This window comes from Kitasatospora sp. NPDC053308 (assembly GCF_055585785.1).
Genome location: NZ_JBVJJY010000004.1, coordinates 459,366 through 479,152, shown reverse-complemented (window position 1 = coordinate 479,152; position 19,787 = coordinate 459,366). Strand labels below are relative to the sequence as shown.

Sequence of the window (19,787 nt, the reverse complement as noted above, 5' to 3'; positions counted from 1 at the left end):
CGAAGCGTTGGCGGGGCGCGTCACACCCCCTCGCGCGCCCCCACCGCGGCGCCGGTCCGGATTCCGTCCTCGGCCGGGGCGGCGGTGCCCGGCCGGGGGCGTCCCTCCGGCCGGGTCCCGCCGTCGCCCCGGCGGTCGCCGTCCGCCCGGGCCTCGCCGCCCGCCAGGGCGCGCAGCAGCCGCAGGTCCGGCTTCCCCACACCGTTCAGGGGGACCACGGGCAGTCGCAGGACGGTGTCCGGCGCGCACCGCGCGCAACCGCGCTCCCGGCTCCAGCGGCGCAGCTCCTCCGCCGTCGTACGGGAGCCGTCGGCCAGCGCCACCGCCGCGTGGACGCGCTCCAGCCGGTCCGGGTCGGTGGTCGTGAACACCACCGCTTCGCGGACCTCCGGGTGGGTGCGCAGGGTCTCCTCGACCTCACGGGGGAACACCTTGTGCCCCTCGACGATCGCCATCGGGTCGCGCCGCCCGGCCACCGTCAGATAACCCGCCGCGTCCAGGCTGCCCAGGTCACCGGTGTGCAGCCAACCGTCCCGCAGCACCCGCGCGGTCAGCTCCGGATCGCGCCAGTAGCCGACCATGGCGGTCGGTGTGCGGACGAGGATCTCCCCGGTCCGGCCCGGCGGCAGCGGCGCGCCCTCCTCGTCCACGACGCGCACCTCGGTGTCCGGGTACGGGCGTCCGGCGGTGCCCAGCAGCCGCGGGTCCAGGTGCTCGTCCGGGCCGAGCCGGGCGACCGGCCCGCACTCCGTCAGGCTGTACGTCTGGTGCAGCACCCGGCCCAGCCGACGGGTCGCCTCCGCCAGCCGGCGCGGCGACGGCGGGCAGCCGGTGTAGCCGATCCGGCGCAGGCTGCCGGTGTCGGTCACCGGCAGCAGCGGGTGGTCCAGCAGCCGGTAGAGCAGGTGCGGCGGCAGGTACAGCCGGGAGACCCGGTGCCGCTCCACCGCGGCCAGCACCGCCCCCGCGTCGAAGCCGTCCTGCAGCACCACCGTGCCGCCCGCCGCCAGCGCCAGGTCCGCCGTCGTACCGCCGCCGTGGCAGAGCGGGGTGCACAGCAGGAAGGTCGAGCCGGCCGGCAAGGGCGGGCGCGGCGGCCGGGCGAACCGGCGCAGCACGCCCTTCGGCCGTCCCGTCGTGCCGCCGGTGAACCGCACCGCCATCACGTCCTCGGGCCGGTACCGAGGTTCCGACGGAGCGGGGGAGCACTCGGCGGCGAGGTCCAGCAGGTCCGCCCCGAGCCCGAGCGGCGCCGGCCCGAGCGAGAGGAGGACGGCCCCGGGCAGGGCCCGCGCGACCCCTGCGGCCGCGGCCGAGCAGCGCGCAGGGTCGAAGACCAGCGCCGAGGTTCCGGCGAACTCCGCCAGCGCCACCTGCTCGGCCACCGTCCCGTCCGGGTGGGGCATCGCCACGCGGCAGCCCAGCAGGTTCGCGGCCAGCCGCGCCAGCAGCGCCTCCGGCCGGTTCCCGGCCAGGACCGTGACCCCGTCCCCGCGCCCCAGCCCGATCCGCTCCAGCGCCCGGGCCATGCGGTGGGCCGCGTCCAGGCAGTCCCGACCGGTCAGCGCGTCCTCCCCGGCGCGGAGCGCCACCCGGCCGGACGCCAGCGCCAAGCCCCCCAGCACCAGCTCGGTGTACGTCGGACCCGCCTCTGCCATGGCCTGCCTCCTGTCTGACGGTGCGTCAGCCTAGCGGAACGGCCGCCCCGGGGATCACCGGGGCCGCACGGAGCCTGCGCGGCACCGCCGGTACCCGGCTGGGCCACCGGGCGGGGTCCGCACGGTCGCCCGCGCGGTTGCCTGCGCGGACGCCCCGGGCGGTGGACGGCCTCCGGTGGGCGGGCCGCCGGCCCGGGTTGTTAGGGTTCCCGGTCGGACCTGAACGGGGGGCTGGTGGGCAGCAGGGTGGACGCGGTCGTGGCGCCGTGCGGGGTGGTGGACCTGCGCGGCGAGGCCGGTGCGGGGTTCGTGGTGGCGTACCCGGCCGATGCCGTGGTGGTGGTGTCGGGCCTGCCGGGGGCCGGGAAGAGCACCCTGCTGCGCCGGTGGTCAGGCGCGGCGTCCGGGGCGGCGTCCCGTGCGACGTCCCGTGCGACGTCCGGGGCGGCGTCGGCGGTGCGGGCGGTGGACCCGCGGACGGTGCACGAGGCCTGCGAGGCGGTGATGCCGGCGCGTCTGCCGTACGCCGTGTACCGGCCGTGGGCGCGGCTGGAGCACGTCCGGCTGCTGCGCTCCTCGGTACGGCGCGGCGGGCCGCTGCTGGTGCACGACTGCGGCAGCCGGGCCTGGATGCGCCGCTGGCTGGCCCGGGAGGCCGGCCGCCGGGGCCGTGAACTGCACCTGGTGCTGCTGGACGTCGGCGCGGCCACCGCGCTGGACGGCCAGCGGGCCCGGGGCCGGCACGCCTCCGCCCGGGTGTTCGCCCGCCACCACCGGGGCCTGGCGCGGCTGTTGGCGGCCCTTACCCGGCACGTCCGGTCCGGAGGCCCGGTACCCACCCCCGAGGCGTCGTCCGTGCTGCTGCTGGACGCCGTCTCCCGCTCCCGGGCCGAGGCGGTGCGCTTCGGCCCGGAGGCTCAACGGTAGGAACGGCGCTCGGCCTCGGCGTGCCACCACCGGGGCGGGGACGGTCCGTTGACGGTGGCGGAGGGCTGGTCGGGGTGGAGGCCGAGCGGCCGCAGGGCCTCGGCGGCGACCTTGACGCCGACCCAGCACCGCCGGCGGCCGTCCGGCCCGATCCCGCAGCTCAGGTCGAAGCACACCGCCTCCGGCGGGAAGGGCATCCAGTCGATTCCCCGGTCCCGCAGTCAAGCGCGGACGGCCGCCGGTGGGGTGGCGGAGCCGGGCAGGTTGCGGTAGCCGGCGATGGTGATCCACTCCGGGTCGGGCTCGCTCATGCGCGCCATCGTGCCACAGGCCGTTCGGCTTCCTCGCCGTCCACCGGACCTCGGGCTCGGTGCTCGCGGCGGCCTGGGTGACCGCACCGGACACGGTGGTCGAGACCGATCCCTGGGAGGAGTGGCCGGAGGAGGACTGACGGCGGGCCGACCGGGGATCGGCGGGGGCCGGAAAGGGCGGCGCGGGGTCGGAGGGGCCGGGAGGGGCGGCGTCGAGCGGCCGACCGTCCGTCCGTGATCACCGCAACACCCCTGCGGCCGCCCGACGCTGACAGACTGGGGACAGCACAGTCCGTCACGGAGAGAGGCCACACCCCGCATGACCAGCAGCGCCGCCGTCGACAACCCGTGGTTCCGTCGGTTCAACCCCTCCGACTCGGCGCCCGCCCGGGTCGTGATCTTCCCGCACGCCGGCGGCTCGGCCAGCTACTACCTGGAGTACGCCAACGCGCTGGCGCCGTACGCGGATGTGCTCGCCGTCCAGTACCCGGGCCGCCAGAACCGCTTCACCGAGCCGACGATCAGCTCCGTCGAGGGGCTCGCCGAGGAGCTCTGCCGCGAACTGCGGGACTGGACCGACCGGCCGCTCGTCTTCTTCGGCCACAGCATGGGCGCGGCCGTCGCCTTCGAAACCGCCCGGCGCTTCGAGCGCGACGGACTGCAGGGCCTCGGGCGGCTGTTCGTCTCGGCCGGCCGGGCGCCCTCGCTGCCCCGCGACAGGGAGGTGCACAAGCTGCCCGACGACCTACTGCTCGCGGAGACCGTCAAGCTCGGCGGCACGGACGAGCGGATCGTCGGGATCCCCGACCTGCAGGAGCTGATCCTGCCGGCCCTGCGCGCCGACTACACCGCCGTCGAGACGTACCGCTGCGCCCCGGACGCGACGGTCTCGGTGCCGGTCACCGGCCTGGCGGGGGACAGCGACCCGAACGCCACCGCCGAGCAGGTCGCGCAGTGGGAGCGGCACACCACCGGCGGCTTCGACCTGCGGGTCTTCCCGGGCGGGCACTTCTACCTGGCGGACCGGGTCGACGAGGTCGTCCGGCTGCTCACCGCCCACCTCGGCGGCTGAGGCCGCCCGCGGCGGCGACCGGTTCCGGCCGTGTGCGGTGGCGGCCGATCCGGGCCGTGCGCGGCGGTGACCGGTTCCGGCCGTCCGCACCGGTGACCGATCCGTGCCGCTCGGCTACTGTGCCTGCTTGACGAGCCGTCAAGGGATCACCGGGAGGCCGCGTTGCGCCGGATCGCCGTCGTCGGAGCGGGCCAGGCCGGCCTGCAGTTCGCGCTCGGGCTGGTCGCGGACGGGTACGAGGTGACGCTGGTCGCCGAGCGCACCCCGGAGCAGCTGCGCGGCGGGCGGGTGCTGTCCACCCAGGCGATGTTCGGCCCGGCGCTTCGGCTGGAGGCGGCGGCCGGGCTGGACCTCTGGGCGGGCCGCGCGCCGTCCGTCTCCTCGGTTGCGGCGGTGCTGGCGGCGCCGCCGGCGGTACGGGCGCTGGAGTTCACCATGACGCTCGACGAGCCCGCCCAGTCGGTGGACCAGCGGCTCAAGCTGGCCGGCTGGCTGGAGCTGCTGGCGGAGCGCGGCGCCCGCGTCGAGTACCGCTCGCTGGACCGGGAGGGCTTGCGCGACCTGGCCCGCCGGCACGAACTGACCGTGGTCGCGGCCGGGCGCGGCGACCTGGCGGGGATCTTCGCCCGCGACCCGGCCCGCTCGCCCTTCGACCGGCCGCAGCGGGTGTTGTCCTGCCTGTACGCGCACGGCGTCGGCGCGCCCGACCCGGCCGCCGAGCCCAGGGCGCGGATGCACGCCCTGCCCGGCCTCGGCGAGCTGTACCTGCAGCCGGCGCTGACGCTCTCCGGCCCCTGCGCGATCCTGCTCTGGGAGGCGCTGCCCGGCGGCCCGTTGGACGCGTTCGGCGACAGCCCGCCGCCGGACGACCAACTGGCCAGGATCCGTGCCCTGTTGGGCGAGTACCTGCCGTGGGAGGCGGAACTCTGGGCCGAGGCCGAGCCGACCGACGCCGGAGCCGGGCTGTTCGGCGCCGTCACCCCGACCGTCCGGCGCGCGGTGGCCGAGCTGGGCTCGGGCGTGGACGCCGTCCACGTCCTGGGCCTCGGCGACGCGCTGGTGGTGAACGACCCGATCACCGGCCAGGGCGCCAACAGCGCGGCCCGCGCCGCCGAGGCCTACCGGCGGGCCGTCGTCGAGCACGGCGACGCCCCGTTCACCGCCGACTGGATGTGCCGCACCGCCGAACGCTTCTGGCAGCAACACGCCCGGCACACCGTCGACTTCACCGCCTCCATGCTCACCATGCCGGACCACCTGCAGAGCGTGTTCGCGGCCGCCGCCGAGCACGAGCGGGTCGCCCGCCGCCTCGCCAACACCTACGCCGAGCCGAGCGACCACGCCGCCTGGCTGGCCACCCCCGAACTGACCGCCGGTTACCTCGCCTCACTGACCGGATGACCCCCAGCCGCCGCCGCGGGCCCGTGGCTTCCCGGGGCCGGCACGGGTCGCCGCCCGGGGTGTGCTCGGGGCGTGCTCGGGGAAAGCGGCCGACGGAGCCGGGGCATCGAGCGGAGACCGGTCGGTCGATCGTGAGCCGCATGATCGCGAGTTCCATGACCGCCACTGACGGCCTTGCGGACCGGCTCCGCGAGCGACCTGAGGCCGACGGGCCCAGCGCACCGGCCCGGCGACGGATCCCGCCCGGCTGCGACCGGTTCCGATCCTGGTGCGAGGGGCCGGTGCCTCGGCGCGAGCCGCTTCGCGCCGCGCCTCTCCTCGCCGCACACGCCCTGGCCCGAGACGCCGCAGCCCGCCGCAGCCTGCCGCAGTCCGCCGGACTTCGCCCTGCCGGCACCCGCAGCCCGCAGCCGCGCAGCCCGCAGCCCCGCAGACCCCCGGGCAACCCGGCTGTAGGCTCTCATCGAACAGCCTGAATCGTGAAGGGGGAGCCCGGTGCGCGCCCGTCGATGGATACCCGTGGTCGCTGGAGCGGTCGCGCTGAGCAGCCCGACGGCCGCGTACGCCCGCGGCGGGGGTGGTGGTCACGGCTTCGGGGGCAGTGGGGGCAGCGGCGGTAGCGGGGGCAGCCACGGTGGTGGCTTCCACGGGGGGAGCGGCGGCGGCTTCGGCTACGGCGTCGGAGCCGGTGGCGGCGGACTCGTCGCCCTGGTGGTGATCGTGGCCGTCGTCCTGCTGATCCTGTGGCTCGTGTACCGGCACCGGAGGGCTGCGCAGACGGCCGGCCTGAACACGGTGTCGGACCGCGTGGCGCACCGCGCGGACGCGCAGGCGCGCGAGCGCGCGGCCCAGGTCGGGGCGCGGGTGGACGCTCTCGCCGACACGGATCCGACCTTCGAGCGCGCCGCGCTCGAGCGCCGCGCCGTCTGGCTGTACGCGACCGCCCAGCACGCCTGGACGAACCACGACCACGCCACGCTGCAGCAGATCCTCTCCCCGGTGCTCTACGGGAAGTGGGCCGAGGAGTTGCGCGACTACGAGTCACGTGGCGAGGTCAACGTCGTGGAGATCGTCTCCGGCCCGGAGGTCGAGCTGGTCGACGTCGCCAACCGGGCGGGCGAGGTGAACGACACCGTCACCTTCCGGATCACCGCGACGCTCAGGGACTACGTGCGCCGCAGCGACGGCACGGACGCCGTGCGCAAGGACGGCTCGACGCGCCCGGTCGAGTACTGGACGCTCCGCAAGAGCGGGGCCGGGGAGTGGATCGTGTCGTCGGTGGAGCAGGCGGCCGAGGGCGCGCACCACCTGACCAGCGCCATCGAGACGGACGGCTGGGACCAGAAGGAGGTCGCCCGCGAGGCCGTGCTCGAGGTCGCCGGGAAGACCGCGGTCAGGGGTGCGGGCGACATCCTGTCGCTGACCAACATCGCGTGGAGCACGGACGCCGACGCCGCCGCCGGCGATCTGAGCGTGCTCGACGGCCGGTTCGACCGGGCGGTCCTCGAGGTCGCCGTCGAGCGGTTCCTCGAGGAGTGGGTCATGAACGACGGCAGCCTGGACTTCACGTCCGTGCGCACGGCCGACCGGACCGTCATGCGTGACGCCGTCGTCCGGTCCGTCACGGTGCGCTCGCTGGTCTCCCGCGACCCGATCGTCTTCCGGGTCGCGGTCGACGCCGAGGGCGTCTACTACGAGGTCGACCGGCGCAGCGAGCAGGTGCTCCGCGGCGACGCGCACCGGCGCAGACCGATCACCTTCGCGTTCGACCTCCGCCTGGACGACACGTCGACCACGGCGTGGACCGTGGTCGCCACCGCAGCCGTGGAGTAGGCGGAGCCCGCGCTCGGCGCGTCCGGCCAATTCGGCCCGTTCGGTCGCGTCCGGCGCGCTCGGTCGCCTCCGGCGGGTTTCGGTCGCGTCCGGCGCGGCGCACTCGGCCGTGCCCCGCGCCGGCGCCGACCGCCCACCGAGTCTCGCCCCGAGGCCAAGAGCGGATCGACCTCCGCCGACCCCGCCGAGCGGCGCTGCGGACGGTTCCGCCGGACCGGAGAAGACGGCCACGTACCATGACCGGCCTGACCCCCGAAGCCGTGCGACCGCGCTTGATCGAGTTCAAGGCCGACCGGCCGGCGGCCGAGTGACCGGCCCGGATCGTACTTACCGTGCGGGTACGGCCCCGGCCGGTCGACCGACCAACGCCCGCAGCGCCGACCACCCACCACCGAGGACGCCCATGCCAGACACCGTGAAGCGCATCCACAACCCGACGTACCTGCTGAACCGGCCGGGTCTGATACCCACCGGCACGCCGCTTCGGCTGACGTGGGCGCGTACGACGGAGCGGTACGCCCCGATCCTCTCCGCGTGGACCGCGTCCCATCCCGACCGGTCCGCCGTCACCTTCGACGCCGGCGGCGACCACAGGGGCTACCTGCGTTGGGCCTACGACCGGTCGCAGCTGTTCACCGGCGCAGCTCTGATCCGCCGGATCACCGATGAGGCCGGCTGCCGGATGGCGGGTGACGATCGGTCGGGCCGGTCCTTCGAGGGAACGATCTACTTCCTGCTTCCTGACGCGGCGCCGTACTTCGGTCTGAGCCTGCGCGACTACGCCTTGGCGTTGCGTCACGCCGATGAGCACCCCACGCGCCGCTGAGGTGCCGTGGGACATGGCGACGGCCCCCACGGCCGGTGGGGGCCGTCGTGCTGCGCGGCGCCGGTCAGTGATGCAGCAGCGGTCTGACGGAGGATGGGCCGGGGCCGGGAAGTGGGCCGGGGCGGCGTCCGTGGTCAGCTCGTTGCAGACGGCGCTGCCGTTCGGTGGCGTCCTGCACTCCGCTCTCCCAGCAGTGCACCGAGCTGATCGGGTAGACCTCCGCACAGGCCGCCAGCCGTCGGCGGACGTTGGCCGGGCATCAGTTCGTGGGGAGTTCTCGGATGGTGACCTCCGGCTCTACCTGGCTGAGGTAGTGGAGGGTGGTCTGACCGGCGTGCGGGGCGAGCAGGTCCCGTAGTTCGTGGGCGGCGGCTTCGAGGTGGTGGCCGTCGCGGGCGGCGTGGAGGGTTTCGAGGAGGAAGGCGACGCGCGTGGAGTCTCCGGTGACGCGGGTGCGGTGGGCGTCGCGGTGGTTCCAGTGGCGGGTCAGGACTCCGGTGGTGTCGGCGTAGATGATCTCGCCCGGGTTGGGGTGTTCGACCGCGTCGGGTTCGCCGAGCGGGGTGAAGGATTCGGTGCCGTCGGCGTGGCGGATGAGGACGTCGCCGGTGACGTGGTCGAGGTCGAAGGCGCCGGCGGGGAGGCCGTGGCGAACGGAGACGGCGTTGTAGGAGTCGACGGCCGGGTTGATGCGCGGGAGGGTGCCCTTCTTGGCGAGTCGGCGGCCGAGGGCGTCGACGCTGGGGCGGGTCCGGCGGGGGTTGGTGCCGAAGGAGCGGTAGGCGGTGTGCCAGGCCTCGATGCGGGGGTCGGTTGCGTCGGCGGGACGCCAGGTGCCGTCGGCGAGCCGTTGCTCCAGGTCGGCCAGGGCGGCAGCGGTGCGGGGCCAGGGGTCACGGCCGCGCAGGTCGGTGGCGGTGACCAGGGCGATGAGGGTGTCGGGGAAGGCGTCGGCGACAGCGTGGTCGAGGCGGAAGACGGGCATGGGCGGGTTCCGTTCCGGTGGGCGTCTGGGCGTCTGGGCGACGGGGGGATTGGGCGTCTGACTGTTGGGCGTCGGGGCGTCAGGGCGTCGGGGCGTCGGGGCGTTTCGGGGGCTCGGGTGGGCGAGGCGGGGGCCTCCCCCGGTGGTGCGGTGCGGGAGTCAGGTGAGAGCGAGGAGGCTGACGGCGACGGCGGCGGTGCCCAGGCCGATGAGCTGACCGCGGTGGACGCGCTCGGCGAGGACGCCGCGGGCGAGCAGGACCGTTCCGGCCGGGTAGAGGGCGGTGATGACGGCGACGACGGCGAGGTCGCCGCCGCGGGCGGCGAGCAGGAACAGCAGGTTCGCCGCCGAGTCCAGTACCCCGGCGGCGGCCGAGATGGCGCGAGCGGGCCGCTCGGGGCCCAGCCGGTGGCGCATCAGGACCGCCGCGGCCAGGATGACGGCCGAGGAGACGGCCCGGCCCGTGACCAGCGGGGCGACCCCGCTGTCGGCGGGTGCCTGGTGCAGGAAGATCAGCTGGAGGGCGATGGCCGCGCCCGCGCCGAAGGCCGACAGCAGCGCGGTGCGGGAGGGGCGTGCGGAGCCGGTGCCGCCTCCGGCGCTGACCAGGACCACCGCCAGCAGCGCGAGCGGCAGCCCTGCCAGGCCGGCGACGCCCAGATGCTCGCCCTGCAGCAGGCCCACCGCGACCGGCAGCGCGGCGGAGACCAGCGCCGTCACGGGCGACAGCACGTTCATCGGGCCGATCGCCAGGGTCCGGTAGAGCAGGGCGAACGCGGCGGCCGAGGCCACGCCCGACGCGGCGCCCCAGCCGAGGGCGCCGGCGCTGAACGAGGCGCCGAGGAAAGGCCACAGCAGTAGTTCGACCGCGAGGCTGGCCGGGGCCGCGACCAGCACGGTCCGCAGCACGTGGGCCTTGCGGGCGCCGAGACCGCCGAGGAAGTCGGCGCACCCGTAGGCGAGTGAACTGCCGAGGGCCAGCAGCAGAGCGATCACGGCACCATCCCTTACCATTCAGTGGAACGACCACACGGTACAACAGATCGACCGCAGGGGCACACTGGAACGACCGTGCGGTGCATTCGAATGGTCCACGGTGAGGATGATGATCACGTGAACGAGACAGCCACCGCCCTGCGGACCGTCGCGCACAACGTCAAGGCGGCCCGCCTGCGCGCTGGCCTGTCCCTGGAGGAACTCGGTCGGCGCGCCCAGGTCAGCAAGGGCGCCCTGGTGGGACTGGAGAAGGCCCAGGGCAACCCCAACCTGGCGACTTTGGTCCGTCTCGCCGACACCCTCGGGATCTCGGTGTCCGACCTGATGCAGGGGCGGCCCGAAGGCCGCGTCCGCGTGGTGGCCGCCGACACCGTGGCGCCGCTGTGGAAGGGGGCACACGGCAGCGAGGCCCGGCTCATGCTGACCACGGCGGGACCGGCCCCGGTCGAGGTCTGGCGCTGGACGCTGGAGCCGGGCGACGAGTACCCCAGCCACCCCCACCAGGCCGGAGTCGTGGAAACCGTCAGCGTCACCACCGGGAGGATGACGCTGGTCGTCGACGGCACCGAGTACGCCGTCGAAGCCGGCCAGACCGCCACCTTCGACGGCGACGCCCCCCACACCTACCGGGGCGCGGGCACCGGCACCTGCCACCTGGTCATGACGGTCCATCTGCCGCCCGGCCCCGCTGGGACCTGACCCGCACCGGGCGGCAACTCCGCAGCGGCGCAGAACCGTCAGCGCTCACGCGTGTGGGGGAGAATCCGCGCTTCGCCGGTCGTCCACCGCCCCGGAGCGCTACGTTGACGACTGCCAACTGTGGGGAGAATCGTCGACATGACCATCGATCAGGCCGCCCTCGGTCGCGCGGTGAAGGCGATTGCCGCCGCCGCGCACACCGACGACGTGGCCGCGCTGTACCGCGCCGTGATGCCGCCGGCAGGAACGGAGACACCGCCGGCCGAGGCCGCGGCCTGGTTCGGGACGCTCCTCATCCACCTGGCACTCACGGCGGCGGCCGCCTCGAAGCTCGCCCTGGGTTCCCCCCGGGAGGCCGTCACGGAGTGGATCGGGCAGGAGCTGGGCCCGCCGCCGACCCCGGCACTGCTGCGCGCTGCGGACCCCGCCCGCATCGACCACGTCGAAGCCGTGAGCGCGGCAGCGGACCACTCCCGCTGCCGCGAGTACGCCGTCGACCTGGTCCGCGTGGGCCTGACCGACCCCGATCAGGACCCGGACGAGCGGGGCGTCGACGCCCATTGCACGGTGACGAACGACAAGGACGTACGGATCGTCGTGATGGCGATGCTCGGCCGCCTCATCCCCGTTCCCGGCGACCGGGCCTGACCCTGCCATTCGCCTCCGACGTCGCCGCGACCGCGGAGCGCCGGCAGCAGGACGGCCTCGGACCAGCACGGGCCACCCTGCCGGCTCTCCTCGGGATCAACCGGAAGCCGACCGAACCGTAGTGCTCAACGGCCCAGCCGGTGCCGAACGTCACCCGGCTGGGCCGTACCGATCTCGATCCGGTTCTCGTCGAGCCCGTTGACGATCCGCAGACAGCCCTCGGCGAAGGCGAACTCCACCGCCACCGTCCCGGCCGCCAGGTCATGGTCCGCCGGCCGCCACTCCAGCAGCGCGACCTCGCACAGTTCCCGGCCGACGAACGGCTCCAGGCGTTCGGCGGCCCCAGCGGCGGATCCCGGTCGAGTGCAGTGGTGGGAGCTCTCGGACGTGAGCGTGGGGCGCAGCCTGCCGGACGGAGAGAGCCGCCGGGCCGGTACGCCGTCCGCTCCTCCGAGGTGAGGCCGGGGCCGAGGGCCACCGAATTCCGCACTCACCGCGTCCGGAGCTGTCCACGCCGCATCACTTCACGGTGTCAGGCGCTTCGACCGTGAACGTCACGAAATCGACTTCGGCGTCGGAGGGCAGGCCGGGGTAGTGGCCCTGGAGGGCCTTCTTCAGCTCGTCGACGCTCGTGAAGCCGTCGAGCCGAGCCTGTTCGGCGGTGAGGCGGTCCAGGCGGTGGCGTTCGACGCCGGTGACGGTGCCGTTCAGGGTGCGGGGGACTCCGTCGTCCTCGAAGAGGAAGATCGCGGGGCCCGGCGCGATCGGATCTTCGTAGCGGACGGTGGAGGTCTTCCGCGCGGCGGCGACGTCCTCGTAGTAGCGCTTGTTGAACCGGACGATGCGACGCGCATACGCATCGGGGAAGACGTAGGCGTCCGGCAGAAGCTCCCGAATCGGGCGCAGTGTCGGCCCGTCGTCGGTCGGTACGGCGACGAGGACGTCGGGGTGGAGGTCGAGGAGCACCTGGCGGCAGCGGCCGCACGGCGGGATCAGGCCACGACCCCGGTCTCCCGCGGCGGCGATCGTGACGAGCGGGCCGGCTCCCACCGCGGCGGCGGCACCGAGGACGACGAGCTCGGCGCACGGTCCGCCGGTGAAGTGGTAGACGTTGACCGCCTCATGGATCCTGCCGGCCGTGTCCATGGCCGCTGCGGCCACGGTGTGGTTCGGGTCGCTCCCGAGGGTGGCAGCGAGCCGCTCCGCCGCCTCGATGACGCGGCGCTCGGAGTCGAAGAGCTTCATGGGGACCATGGCGCCCACCGTAGATCGGGCCGGCCCGACTCCTCGACAGAATTTCCCTCGCCAGGGTCGTTCCGGAGGACGGTCGAACGCGGTGACGACGCCGGGGCTGGTCGCGCGGGACGGTTCAGCGGACGTTCGGGTGGCCCACGCGCTCACATTGCCTCGCCCCCTCGCCCCCTCGCCCGCGGTGGTGCCCCCGGCGCGGGCCGGCGGCCGTCGAGGGCCGGAACGTCGTCTTGGTCACCCTCGGACCCCGGCACGTGGCCGCGGCACCGGGGGCGATGGAACCCGAGCCCGCCGCGAGGCCCTCCGCCGGGGGCTCGACCGGGCGAGGGCCGAGGGCCTGCGCTGCACGGCACGGCCGCCGTGTGGTGGAGCCGCGCGGGCGGAACGTCGGCGGCCGGTGGTCGGTGACGGCTGCGGCTTGCCCCCGGGCCGTCGGCGGGACGAGGCTGGAGGGAGGACGGCAACGGGTTCGGGAGGCGTCGCTCGTGGAGGGACACGAGCCCGCGGGCCGGGCCGGCAGCGGTCACCGGAGCGTGCCGCACACGGCGGACCTGCGGGTGGAGGCCTGGGCGCCGACGGCCGAGGGCTGCATCGGCGAGTTGGTGCACGCCGTCGTGGGCAGCTTCGCCGACCTGCGCGGGGCGCGGATCGTCGGCGAGCGCGAGTGCACCGTCCTCGCGGCGAGCGACGCGGACCTGGTCGCGGGCGTCCTGGAGGAGGTCATCTACCGGATGGACACCGACGGGGAACTGCCCGTGGCGCTGGCGGTCGGCCGTATCGAGGGCCTGGACGGCGCCCGTACGGTCGCGGTCCGCTTCCGGATGGCCGAGGCCGCCACCGCGGCCCTGATCGGCGCCGTACCGAAGGCCGTCTCGCTGCACGACCTGGACCTGCGCGCCGGACCGGGCGGCTGGAGCGGCCGGGTCACCGTGGATGTCTGACCATCGTCGCGCACGAGCGGCGAGCGCACGAGCGTACGGGCGGCACGTACGAGCGCCGCGCACGGGCGGCGCGCGGACGAGCGCCGAGCAGCGGAGGCAGGGTGAGCGAGGTGGAGATCGCAGTGAGCCGGGCGGGCCGGTACCGCTGGCGGATCGAGCCGCGCCCGCCGATGCGGGTGCCAGGGGTGGTCTTCGCGTCCGAGGCGCTGCTGCCGCAGGCTGCCGGGGACAGGGCGCTGGAGCAGGTGGCGAACGTGGCGACGCTGCCCGGGATCGTCCGGGCCTCCTTCGCGATGCCCGACGTGCACTGGGGCTACGGCTTCCCGATCGGCGGGGTCGCGGCCACCGACGTCGACGGGGGCGGGGTGGTCTCGCCCGGCGGGGTGGGCTTCGACATCTCCTGCGGCGTCCGGCTGCTGGCCGCCGGCGTCTCCCGGGACGAACTCGACCACGAGCGGATCCGCCGGCTGATGGACCTGCTGGACAGGACCGTCCCGCGCGGCCTCGGCCGGGGCGGCCTGTGGCAGCTGTCCGGGCCGGACGAACTGGACGAACTCCTGCTCGGCGGCGCCCGCTACGCCGTCGAGCACGGCCACGGCGTACCGCGCGACCTGGAACGCTGCGAGGACGGCGGGGTGCTGGCCGGTGCGGCCCCCGGCGAGGTCAGCCACCGGGCCGTCGAACGCGGGCTGCAGCAGGTCGGCAGCCTCGGCTCGGCCAACCACTTCCTGGAGGTGCAGGCCGTCGACCGGGTGCACGACCCGGAGACGGCGGCCGCCTTCGGACTGCACCCCGGGCAGGTCTGCGTCATGATCCACTGCGGCTCGCGCGGCCTGGGCCACCAGATCTGCACCGACCACGTGCGCGCCATGGAGCGCGACCTGCACCGCCACCGGATCGAGCTCCCGGACCGTCAACTCGCCTGCACCCCCGTCGACTCGCCGCGCGGCCGCGCCTACCTGGGCGCGATGACCGCCGCCGCCAACTACGGCCGCGCCAACCGGCAGTTGCTCTCCGAGGCGGCCCGCCGCGCCTTCGCCGCCACGCTCGGCGTCGGGCTGGAGCTGGTCTACGACGTCTCGCACAACCTCGCCAAACTGGAGACCCACGAGGTGGACGGCGCCCCCCGGAGGCTCTGCGTCCACCGCAAGGGCGCCACCCGCGCCCTGCCGCCCGGCGGCCCCGGCCTCCCCGCCGACCTCGCCGCGGCCGGCCAGCCCGTGCTCGTCCCGGGCACCATGGGCACCGCCTCGTACGTCATGGTCGGCCTGCCCGACAACGAGGCCTTCCGCTCCGCCTGCCACGGCGCCGGACGGGTGCTCAGCCGGCACCAGGCGCTGCGCACGGTGCGCGGCGAGCGGCTCAAGAGCGACCTGGAGGCCCGGGGCGTCGCGGTACGGCCGGCCTCGTGGCGGGCGTTGGCCGAGGAGACGCCCGAGGCGTACAAGGACGTCGACGCGGTCGCCGCCGTCACCGAGGCCGCCGGACTGGCCCGGCAGGTCGCCCGGCTGGTGCCGCTGGGGGTGTGCAAGGGCTGAGCGGCTCCGGCCTGTCGTCCCGATCCGCCTCCCCGGCCCGTAGCTCCGGCCGCCGCTCCGGCCTGCCGCTCCACCGGGCCGTACGCGGGGAGCCGGCACCGATTCCGGTCGTGTCCCTCGACTCGCCCGCCCGGGCGCGCTTTGATGTCGGACGCATCCGTCGCGGGGCCGCGGAGCAGCAGCCAGCAGCAGGAGGTGGCCATGCCGGGGAACGAGGACGCCCACGGGCCCGGGGACGACGCCGGCCCGGTGATCGAACTGCGGTCGCTCACCAAGCGGTACGGCGCCACGGTCGGCATCGAGCGGCTGGACGTGTCCGTCGCGGCCGGCGAGGTGTTCGGCCTGCTCGGGCCCAACGGGGCCGGCAAGACCACCACCCTGCGCTGCCTGGTCGGCCTGCTCGGCCCCAGCGACGGGCAGGTGCGCGTGCTCGGCCTGGACCCGGTGGCCGACCACCGCCGACTCGCCCCCGCGATCGGCTACCTGCCCGGCGAACTGCGGCTCTACCCCGAGCTCACCGGACAGCAGACCCTCGACCTGCTCGCCGCCCTCCAGGGCGCCCCGGTGCCGCGCCAGCGCGAACTGTGCGACCGGCTGAAGCTCTCCCGGCACGACCTGGCCCGGCCGGTGGGGGAGTACTCCCGGGGCATGAAGCAGAAGCTCGGGCTCGTGCAGTCGCTCCAGCACCGGCCGCCCGTGGTGGTGCTGGACGAGCCGAGCGAGGGGCTGGACCCGCTGGTCCAGGAGACCTTCTACGAACTGCTCGCCGAGGAGGCGGCCGCCGGGCGGACCGTGCTGCTCTCCAGTCACGTGCTGCCCGAGGTGCAGCGCACCTGTGGCCGGGTCGCCATCGTGCGCCACGGCCGACTCGTCACCGTCCGCTCGGTGGCCGAACTGCGCCAGGCCCGGGCGCGCCGGGTCCGGCTGGTCTTCGCGGACGGGGAGGGCGCCCGCCCGCTCGGCACCGCCGAGCGGTGGTCCCCGCGCTGGGACGGCTCCCGGGTGGAGCTGCTGGTGCCGCCCGACGAGGTGGTCCCGGCGGTCCGCACCCTGCTGGCCGAGCTGCCGGTCGCCGACCTGACGGTCGAGGAGGCGGGTCTGGACGAGGCCTTCCTCGACCTCTACCGCTCGAACGACGGCGACGGCGACGGCGACGGCGACGAGGGCACCGGCGGCGATGGCGAGACCCGCCGCCCCGAAACGGAGGAGAACCCGTGACCCCGGGAACCGTCAGCCGCCGCCTCCCCCTGGTCTGGCTCGCGCTGCACCGGCGCCGCCGGATGCTGCTCTCGCTGCTGCTGGGCATCGTCGTCTTCGAGACCCTGATCGTGGTGATCGCCGGAACCGTCCCGCCCGGCGACCTGTTCGGCGCCGCGCGCCGCAACCCGCCCGGGGCGTTCCGGGCCTTCAGCGGTTCCAACGGCGACGTCTCCATCGCCAGTTACCCCGGACTGCTCGGGGCCGGGCTCACCCACCCGTTCTGGATCGCCCTCCAACTCACCGTGATCGGCTCCCTCGGCGCCGCCGCCGTCGCGGCCGACGTCGAGTCCGGCACCATCGAGCTGCTGATGACCCGCCCGGTCACCCGTCGCCGACTGCTCGCCGAACGGGCCGCAGCCCTGGTCGTGGCCTCGGTGCTGCTCAACGCCGCCGCCACGCTGACCGTCGCACTCGGTGTCGCGTTCTCCCCGAAGCTGCGCGACGCCGTCCCCGAGGGCGCGGTGTTCACCGCCGGACTGCTCGGCTGCGCCTTCGCGTTCTGCCTGACCGGGCCGGTGCTGGCGGTGTCGGCGCTCAGCCGGCGCCGGGCGTACGTGATCGGCGCCGCGGTCGTCTTCGGCGCGGTCGGGTTCGCGCTCAACTTCGTCGCGCTGGCCTGGTCCCCGGCCCGGCCGCTGCGCTACCTCAGCCCGTTCCACTACTACGCCCCGGGCGACGTCCTCGCCCACGGCGGGGTGCCGTGGGCGGCACTGGGGGTGCTGATCGGCGTCGGCCTGCTCGGACTGCTGGCGGCGTTCCGGCTGCTGGAACGCCGCGACCTGGCGATCTGATCCGGGCAACCCGACTCCGCCGATCCGGCCTCGGCAACCCGACTCCGCCGGTCCCGGCTCGCAGGCCGGGGTGTTCCGGCAGAGCCGCCCCTACCCGGTGTCGCCGGTGTCGCCGGTGTCGCCGGTGTCGAGCGCGCACATCGACACCGCGGCGTCCGGCGAGTCGGCGGCCGAGCAGGTGACCCGCGACGCGGGCGAGTCGAGGTCACGGTTCGGCCCGCAGCCGGTCGGGCCGGGCACGCGCTTGCCCGCCGACTCGCCGGACGCGCCGAGACCGTGCATCGATCCGTCTGCGGCCTGCTGCTCGCCACCGCGGAGGGCCACCACGGCGGGCCACCACGGCGGGCCACCGCGGCGGCGCCGCTGCTGCGCCGCCGTCGGGCCGGGACGTCGCCGTCGGGCCTCAGTAGGTCCGGGCCGCGGCCAGCAGGCGTTCGCGGACCAGGGCGACGTGCGGATTGGCCGAGCCGGCGGGACGCCGGACCAGGTAGGCGGTGTTGATCGGAGCTTCGTCCGGTTCGTACAGCAACCGCAGTGCCCCGGAGGCGAGTTCGGCCCGGCAGAGGTAACCGGGCAGCACGCTCCAGCCCGCGCCCGCCGTCACCGCGGCCAGCACCGCCCGCAGGTCCGGCACGGTGACCGCCGCCCGGGCGTGCAGCCGCCGGCCGAAGACGTGGCGCCAGTACCGGCGGGCGATCGGCAGGTCCTCGGCGTAGCTGAGCAGCGGCACCGTCGCCAGGGCGTCGGGCAGTTCCTGCCCGGACAGCCGCTCGGCCCAGACCGGGGCCGCCACCAGGACGAACTCCTCGTCGGCCAGCGGTTCGGCGAGCAGCGCCCGGCCGCGCGGGCGCCGGGTGGCGATCACCAGGTCGTGCCGCCCGGCCCGCAGCTCCTCCAGCAGCGGATCGGTCAGCCCGCTGGTCACCCGCAGCTGGACGCCCTCGGCGACCAGTGGCGCGAGGTCCGCCAGCAGGACGGTGCCGAGGAACTCGGCGGGCCCGGCCAGGTGGACCGGCTCCGGCACACCGCCGCCGCTCCCGTCGGCCAGACCCGCCAGCCGGTCCAGCGGGACGGCCAGTCGGGCGGCGAGGTCGTCGGCGTACGGCAGTGGGCTGACCCCGCGCGCCCCGCGCTCGAACAGCTCCCGCCCGAGCCGCTGCTCCAGCGCGCGGATCTGCGAGGTCACCGTGGACTGGGACAGGCCCAGCAGGGGCGCGGCCGCCGTGAAGGAACCCGCCCGATGCACGGCCAGGAAGGTCCGCAGGTGGTTGAGGTCCAGCGGGCCGGAGCCCGGTGGCAGCCGATCGCTCATGCCGCGAGCCTACGGGATCCCGATGGCTGGGCCGCCCGGGCGAGCCATCGGGATTCCGATGCCCGGCATCGCGTGGCCCATTGGTTCCCGCGGGCTCGCCGGGTCTAGCGTCGGCGGGGTGAGCGCCGCGGCGGGGTCGTCGCGGCGGGGACCGCACCACCGGAGCACTGGAGGCACCCACCATGGCCGACATCCTGTTCGTCCTGACCGGCTCGGACGTCTGGACGCTGAACGACGGCAGCAAGCACCCGACCGGCTTCTGGGCGGAGGAGGCCGTCGTCCCGTTCCGGGCCCTGACCGCCGCCGGCCACCGCGTCACCGCCGCCACCCCCGGCGGCGTCGTCCCGGTCGCCGACCGGGCCAGCCTGACCGACCCGGGCATCGCCGAAGCGCTGGAAGGCATCGAGGAGTTCCGCCGGCCGCTCGTCCTGGCCGAGGTCGACCCGGCCGACTACGACGCCGTCTTCTACCCCGGCGGCCACGGTCCGATGGAGGACCTCGCGGTCGACGCCGACTCCGGTCGGCTGCTCACCGCGGCGCTGGCCTCCGGCCGTCCGCTCGGCGTGGTCTGCCACGGCCCGGCGGCGCTGCTCGCCGCCCGCTCCGAGGACGGCGGTTCGCCGTTCGCCGGGTACCGGCTGACCGGCTTCACCAACGCCGAGGAGACCCAGGCCGGTCTCGCGGACCGGGCGCCCTGGCTGCTCCAGGACCGGCTGGTCGCCCTCGGCGCGGACTTCGAGGAGGGCGAGCCCTGGGCGCCCCACTCGGTGGTCGACCGCAACCTGGTGACCGGTCAGAACCCGGCCTCCTCGGCCCTGGTGGCCGCGGAGCTGCTCAAGCTGCTGGAGGCTTAGCCCGCTCCTGGCGGCGCCCCGGCCGCAGAGCCCTCTCTCCCGGGACCCCGCCGGGGCGGGGACGGCTGCGCCGGCCGGGTCGCCGTCAGCGCGGGTCGTAGGCGGTCAGGGGGTGCCCCGCCCAGATCCGGCGGGCGTCCTGCTCGGGGTACCGGGGTAGCGGACGGTCCGGGAGCCGGCGTCGAGGACGCGGCCGAGCTGTTGCTCCGGGTCGAAGGCGGGCCGCCCGGGGTCGCCGGTGAGGGCGAACCGGACCCACGCCTGCTGCAGCTGCTGCGACACCCGGACGGCCTCGGACGAGGGCGAGGCGAGGGCGGCGCAGCCGAGCGGTCCGACCGGCGGCCGGGCGTCGCGGAGGCCGCCGGAAGACCGGAGCCCCCGGTCAGCAAGCCCCGGACGGCTCCTTCGGTGGTGTCGGCCGCGGTCGAGCAGATGGTCCGGGGGCGGTCGCCGACGGGTTGATCGCCGCCGACCGCGGCCCGGT

Annotated in this window: 22 protein-coding genes; 12 read left to right on the top strand and 10 right to left on the bottom strand. The window is 75.3% G+C overall.

The genetic code is table 11. From position 1 onward, the window contains the following. Nucleotides 1-20 precede the first annotated feature (20 nt). Entirely contained in the window at nucleotides 21-1,658 is a 1,638-nt protein-coding gene (locus tag ACZ6Y7_RS12825) for an AMP-binding protein (protein ID WP_465757917.1), read from the bottom strand. A gap of 234 nt (nucleotides 1,659-1,892) precedes the next feature. Here ACZ6Y7_RS12825 and ACZ6Y7_RS12820 point away from each other — a divergent pair, with 234 nt between their 5' ends. Further along, nucleotides 1,893-2,585: an AAA family ATPase gene (locus ACZ6Y7_RS12820; protein WP_465757916.1), complete on the top strand. Its 693-nt coding sequence runs from the start codon at nucleotides 1,893-1,895 to the stop codon at nucleotides 2,583-2,585. Here the strand turns inward: ACZ6Y7_RS12820 and ACZ6Y7_RS12815 are convergent. Beyond that, nucleotides 2,576-2,782: a hypothetical protein gene (locus tag ACZ6Y7_RS12815; RefSeq protein WP_465757915.1), complete on the bottom strand. Its 207-nt coding sequence runs from the start codon at nucleotides 2,780-2,782 to the stop codon at nucleotides 2,576-2,578. The two genes, ACZ6Y7_RS12820 and ACZ6Y7_RS12815, sit on opposite strands and share 10 nt — an antisense overlap. A 433-nt stretch (nucleotides 2,783-3,215) precedes the next feature. On the opposite strand from ACZ6Y7_RS12815, the gene ACZ6Y7_RS12810 reads away from it, so the two are divergent. The 4 genes from ACZ6Y7_RS12810 (at nucleotide 3,216) to ACZ6Y7_RS12795 (ending at nucleotide 8,028) form a co-directional block, all read left to right on the top strand. Beyond that, the gene (locus ACZ6Y7_RS12810; RefSeq protein ID WP_465757914.1) at nucleotides 3,216-3,968 is read left to right on the top strand and encodes a thioesterase II family protein; all 753 of its coding nucleotides are present in this window, start codon (nucleotides 3,216-3,218) and stop codon (nucleotides 3,966-3,968) included. A gap of 162 nt (nucleotides 3,969-4,130) precedes the next feature. Beyond that, the gene (locus tag ACZ6Y7_RS12805; RefSeq protein WP_465757913.1) at nucleotides 4,131-5,369 is read left to right on the top strand and encodes a styrene monooxygenase/indole monooxygenase family protein; all 1,239 of its coding nucleotides are present in this window, start codon (nucleotides 4,131-4,133) and stop codon (nucleotides 5,367-5,369) included. Between the two features lie 519 nt (nucleotides 5,370-5,888). After that, nucleotides 5,889-7,202 (top strand): TIM44-like domain-containing protein, encoded by a 1,314-nt coding sequence (locus ACZ6Y7_RS12800; RefSeq protein ID WP_465757912.1) that lies wholly within the window; start codon nucleotides 5,889-5,891, stop codon nucleotides 7,200-7,202. Nucleotides 7,203-7,605: 403 nt separating this feature from the next. Continuing rightward, on the top strand, nucleotides 7,606-8,028 hold the full coding sequence (locus tag ACZ6Y7_RS12795; RefSeq protein WP_465757911.1) for a hypothetical protein: 423 nt from the start codon (nucleotides 7,606-7,608) through the stop codon (nucleotides 8,026-8,028). 64 nt (nucleotides 8,029-8,092) lie between these two features. Here ACZ6Y7_RS12795 and ACZ6Y7_RS12790 read toward each other — a convergent pair whose 3' ends face one another. The 3 genes from ACZ6Y7_RS12790 to ACZ6Y7_RS12780 all read right to left on the bottom strand — a co-directional run bounded on the left by ACZ6Y7_RS12790 (nucleotide 8,093) and on the right by ACZ6Y7_RS12780 (nucleotide 10,009). Continuing rightward, nucleotides 8,093-8,263 (bottom strand): hypothetical protein, encoded by a 171-nt coding sequence (locus tag ACZ6Y7_RS12790; protein ID WP_465758029.1) that lies wholly within the window; start codon nucleotides 8,261-8,263, stop codon nucleotides 8,093-8,095. Between the two features lie 24 nt (nucleotides 8,264-8,287). After that, a complete protein-coding gene (locus tag ACZ6Y7_RS12785) occupies nucleotides 8,288-9,013 on the bottom strand; it encodes a B3/B4 domain-containing protein (RefSeq protein ID WP_465757910.1) in 726 nt (241 codons plus the stop codon). A 159-nt stretch (nucleotides 9,014-9,172) separates the two neighbouring features. Next, complete coding sequence (locus ACZ6Y7_RS12780) at nucleotides 9,173-10,009, bottom strand: EamA family transporter (protein ID WP_465757909.1); 837 nt, start codon at nucleotides 10,007-10,009, stop codon at nucleotides 9,173-9,175. A 117-nt stretch (nucleotides 10,010-10,126) separates the two neighbouring features. On the opposite strand from ACZ6Y7_RS12780, the gene ACZ6Y7_RS12775 reads away from it, so the two are divergent. Then, nucleotides 10,127-10,708: a helix-turn-helix domain-containing protein gene (locus tag ACZ6Y7_RS12775; protein ID WP_465757908.1), complete on the top strand. Its 582-nt coding sequence runs from the start codon at nucleotides 10,127-10,129 to the stop codon at nucleotides 10,706-10,708. A 138-nt stretch (nucleotides 10,709-10,846) separates the two neighbouring features. Continuing rightward, on the top strand, nucleotides 10,847-11,356 hold the full coding sequence (locus ACZ6Y7_RS12770) for a hypothetical protein (RefSeq protein WP_465757907.1): 510 nt from the start codon (nucleotides 10,847-10,849) through the stop codon (nucleotides 11,354-11,356). Between the two features lie 125 nt (nucleotides 11,357-11,481). On the opposite strand, the gene ACZ6Y7_RS12765 is transcribed toward ACZ6Y7_RS12770, so the two are convergent. After that, nucleotides 11,482-11,850, bottom strand: a complete 369-nt coding sequence (locus ACZ6Y7_RS12765; protein WP_465757906.1) for a hypothetical protein — start codon at nucleotides 11,848-11,850, stop codon at nucleotides 11,482-11,484. A 25-nt stretch (nucleotides 11,851-11,875) separates the two neighbouring features. Continuing rightward, nucleotides 11,876-12,610 (bottom strand): ASCH domain-containing protein, encoded by a 735-nt coding sequence (locus ACZ6Y7_RS12760; RefSeq protein ID WP_465757905.1) that lies wholly within the window; start codon nucleotides 12,608-12,610, stop codon nucleotides 11,876-11,878. Nucleotides 12,611-13,092: 482 nt separating this feature from the next. Between ACZ6Y7_RS12760 and ACZ6Y7_RS12755 the strand changes: the two genes are divergently transcribed. From ACZ6Y7_RS12755 to ACZ6Y7_RS12740, 4 genes are all read left to right on the top strand, one after another. Next, nucleotides 13,093-13,548 carry an archease gene (locus ACZ6Y7_RS12755; protein ID WP_465757904.1) on the top strand — a complete coding sequence of 152 codons (456 nt, stop codon included), beginning with the start codon at nucleotides 13,093-13,095 and terminating at the stop codon, nucleotides 13,546-13,548. Nucleotides 13,549-13,658: 110 nt separating this feature from the next. Then, nucleotides 13,659-15,086 (top strand): RtcB family protein, encoded by a 1,428-nt coding sequence (locus tag ACZ6Y7_RS12750; protein WP_465757903.1) that lies wholly within the window; start codon nucleotides 13,659-13,661, stop codon nucleotides 15,084-15,086. 201 nt (nucleotides 15,087-15,287) lie between these two features. Then, a complete protein-coding gene (locus ACZ6Y7_RS12745) occupies nucleotides 15,288-16,304 on the top strand; it encodes an ABC transporter ATP-binding protein (RefSeq protein ID WP_465757902.1) in 1,017 nt (338 codons plus the stop codon). Continuing rightward, on the top strand, nucleotides 16,301-17,137 hold the full coding sequence (locus ACZ6Y7_RS12740; RefSeq protein WP_465757901.1) for an ABC transporter permease subunit: 837 nt from the start codon (nucleotides 16,301-16,303) through the stop codon (nucleotides 17,135-17,137). The genes ACZ6Y7_RS12745 and ACZ6Y7_RS12740 overlap by 4 nt, the downstream gene beginning before the upstream one ends. 90 nt (nucleotides 17,138-17,227) lie before the next feature. On the opposite strand, the gene ACZ6Y7_RS12735 is transcribed toward ACZ6Y7_RS12740, so the two are convergent. After that, complete coding sequence (locus tag ACZ6Y7_RS12735) at nucleotides 17,228-17,464, bottom strand: hypothetical protein (protein ID WP_465757900.1); 237 nt, start codon at nucleotides 17,462-17,464, stop codon at nucleotides 17,228-17,230. 76 nt (nucleotides 17,465-17,540) lie between these two features. Beyond that, nucleotides 17,541-18,449 (bottom strand): LysR family transcriptional regulator, encoded by a 909-nt coding sequence (locus ACZ6Y7_RS12730; RefSeq protein ID WP_465757899.1) that lies wholly within the window; start codon nucleotides 18,447-18,449, stop codon nucleotides 17,541-17,543. A gap of 182 nt (nucleotides 18,450-18,631) precedes the next feature. On the opposite strand from ACZ6Y7_RS12730, the gene ACZ6Y7_RS12725 reads away from it, so the two are divergent. Beyond that, nucleotides 18,632-19,303: a type 1 glutamine amidotransferase domain-containing protein gene (locus ACZ6Y7_RS12725; protein ID WP_465757898.1), complete on the top strand. Its 672-nt coding sequence runs from the start codon at nucleotides 18,632-18,634 to the stop codon at nucleotides 19,301-19,303. A gap of 105 nt (nucleotides 19,304-19,408) precedes the next feature. Here ACZ6Y7_RS12725 and ACZ6Y7_RS12720 read toward each other — a convergent pair whose 3' ends face one another. Continuing rightward, nucleotides 19,409-19,585 carry a hypothetical protein gene (locus ACZ6Y7_RS12720; protein ID WP_465757897.1) on the bottom strand — a complete coding sequence of 59 codons (177 nt, stop codon included), beginning with the start codon at nucleotides 19,583-19,585 and terminating at the stop codon, nucleotides 19,409-19,411. Nucleotides 19,586-19,787: the final 202 nt, after the last annotated feature.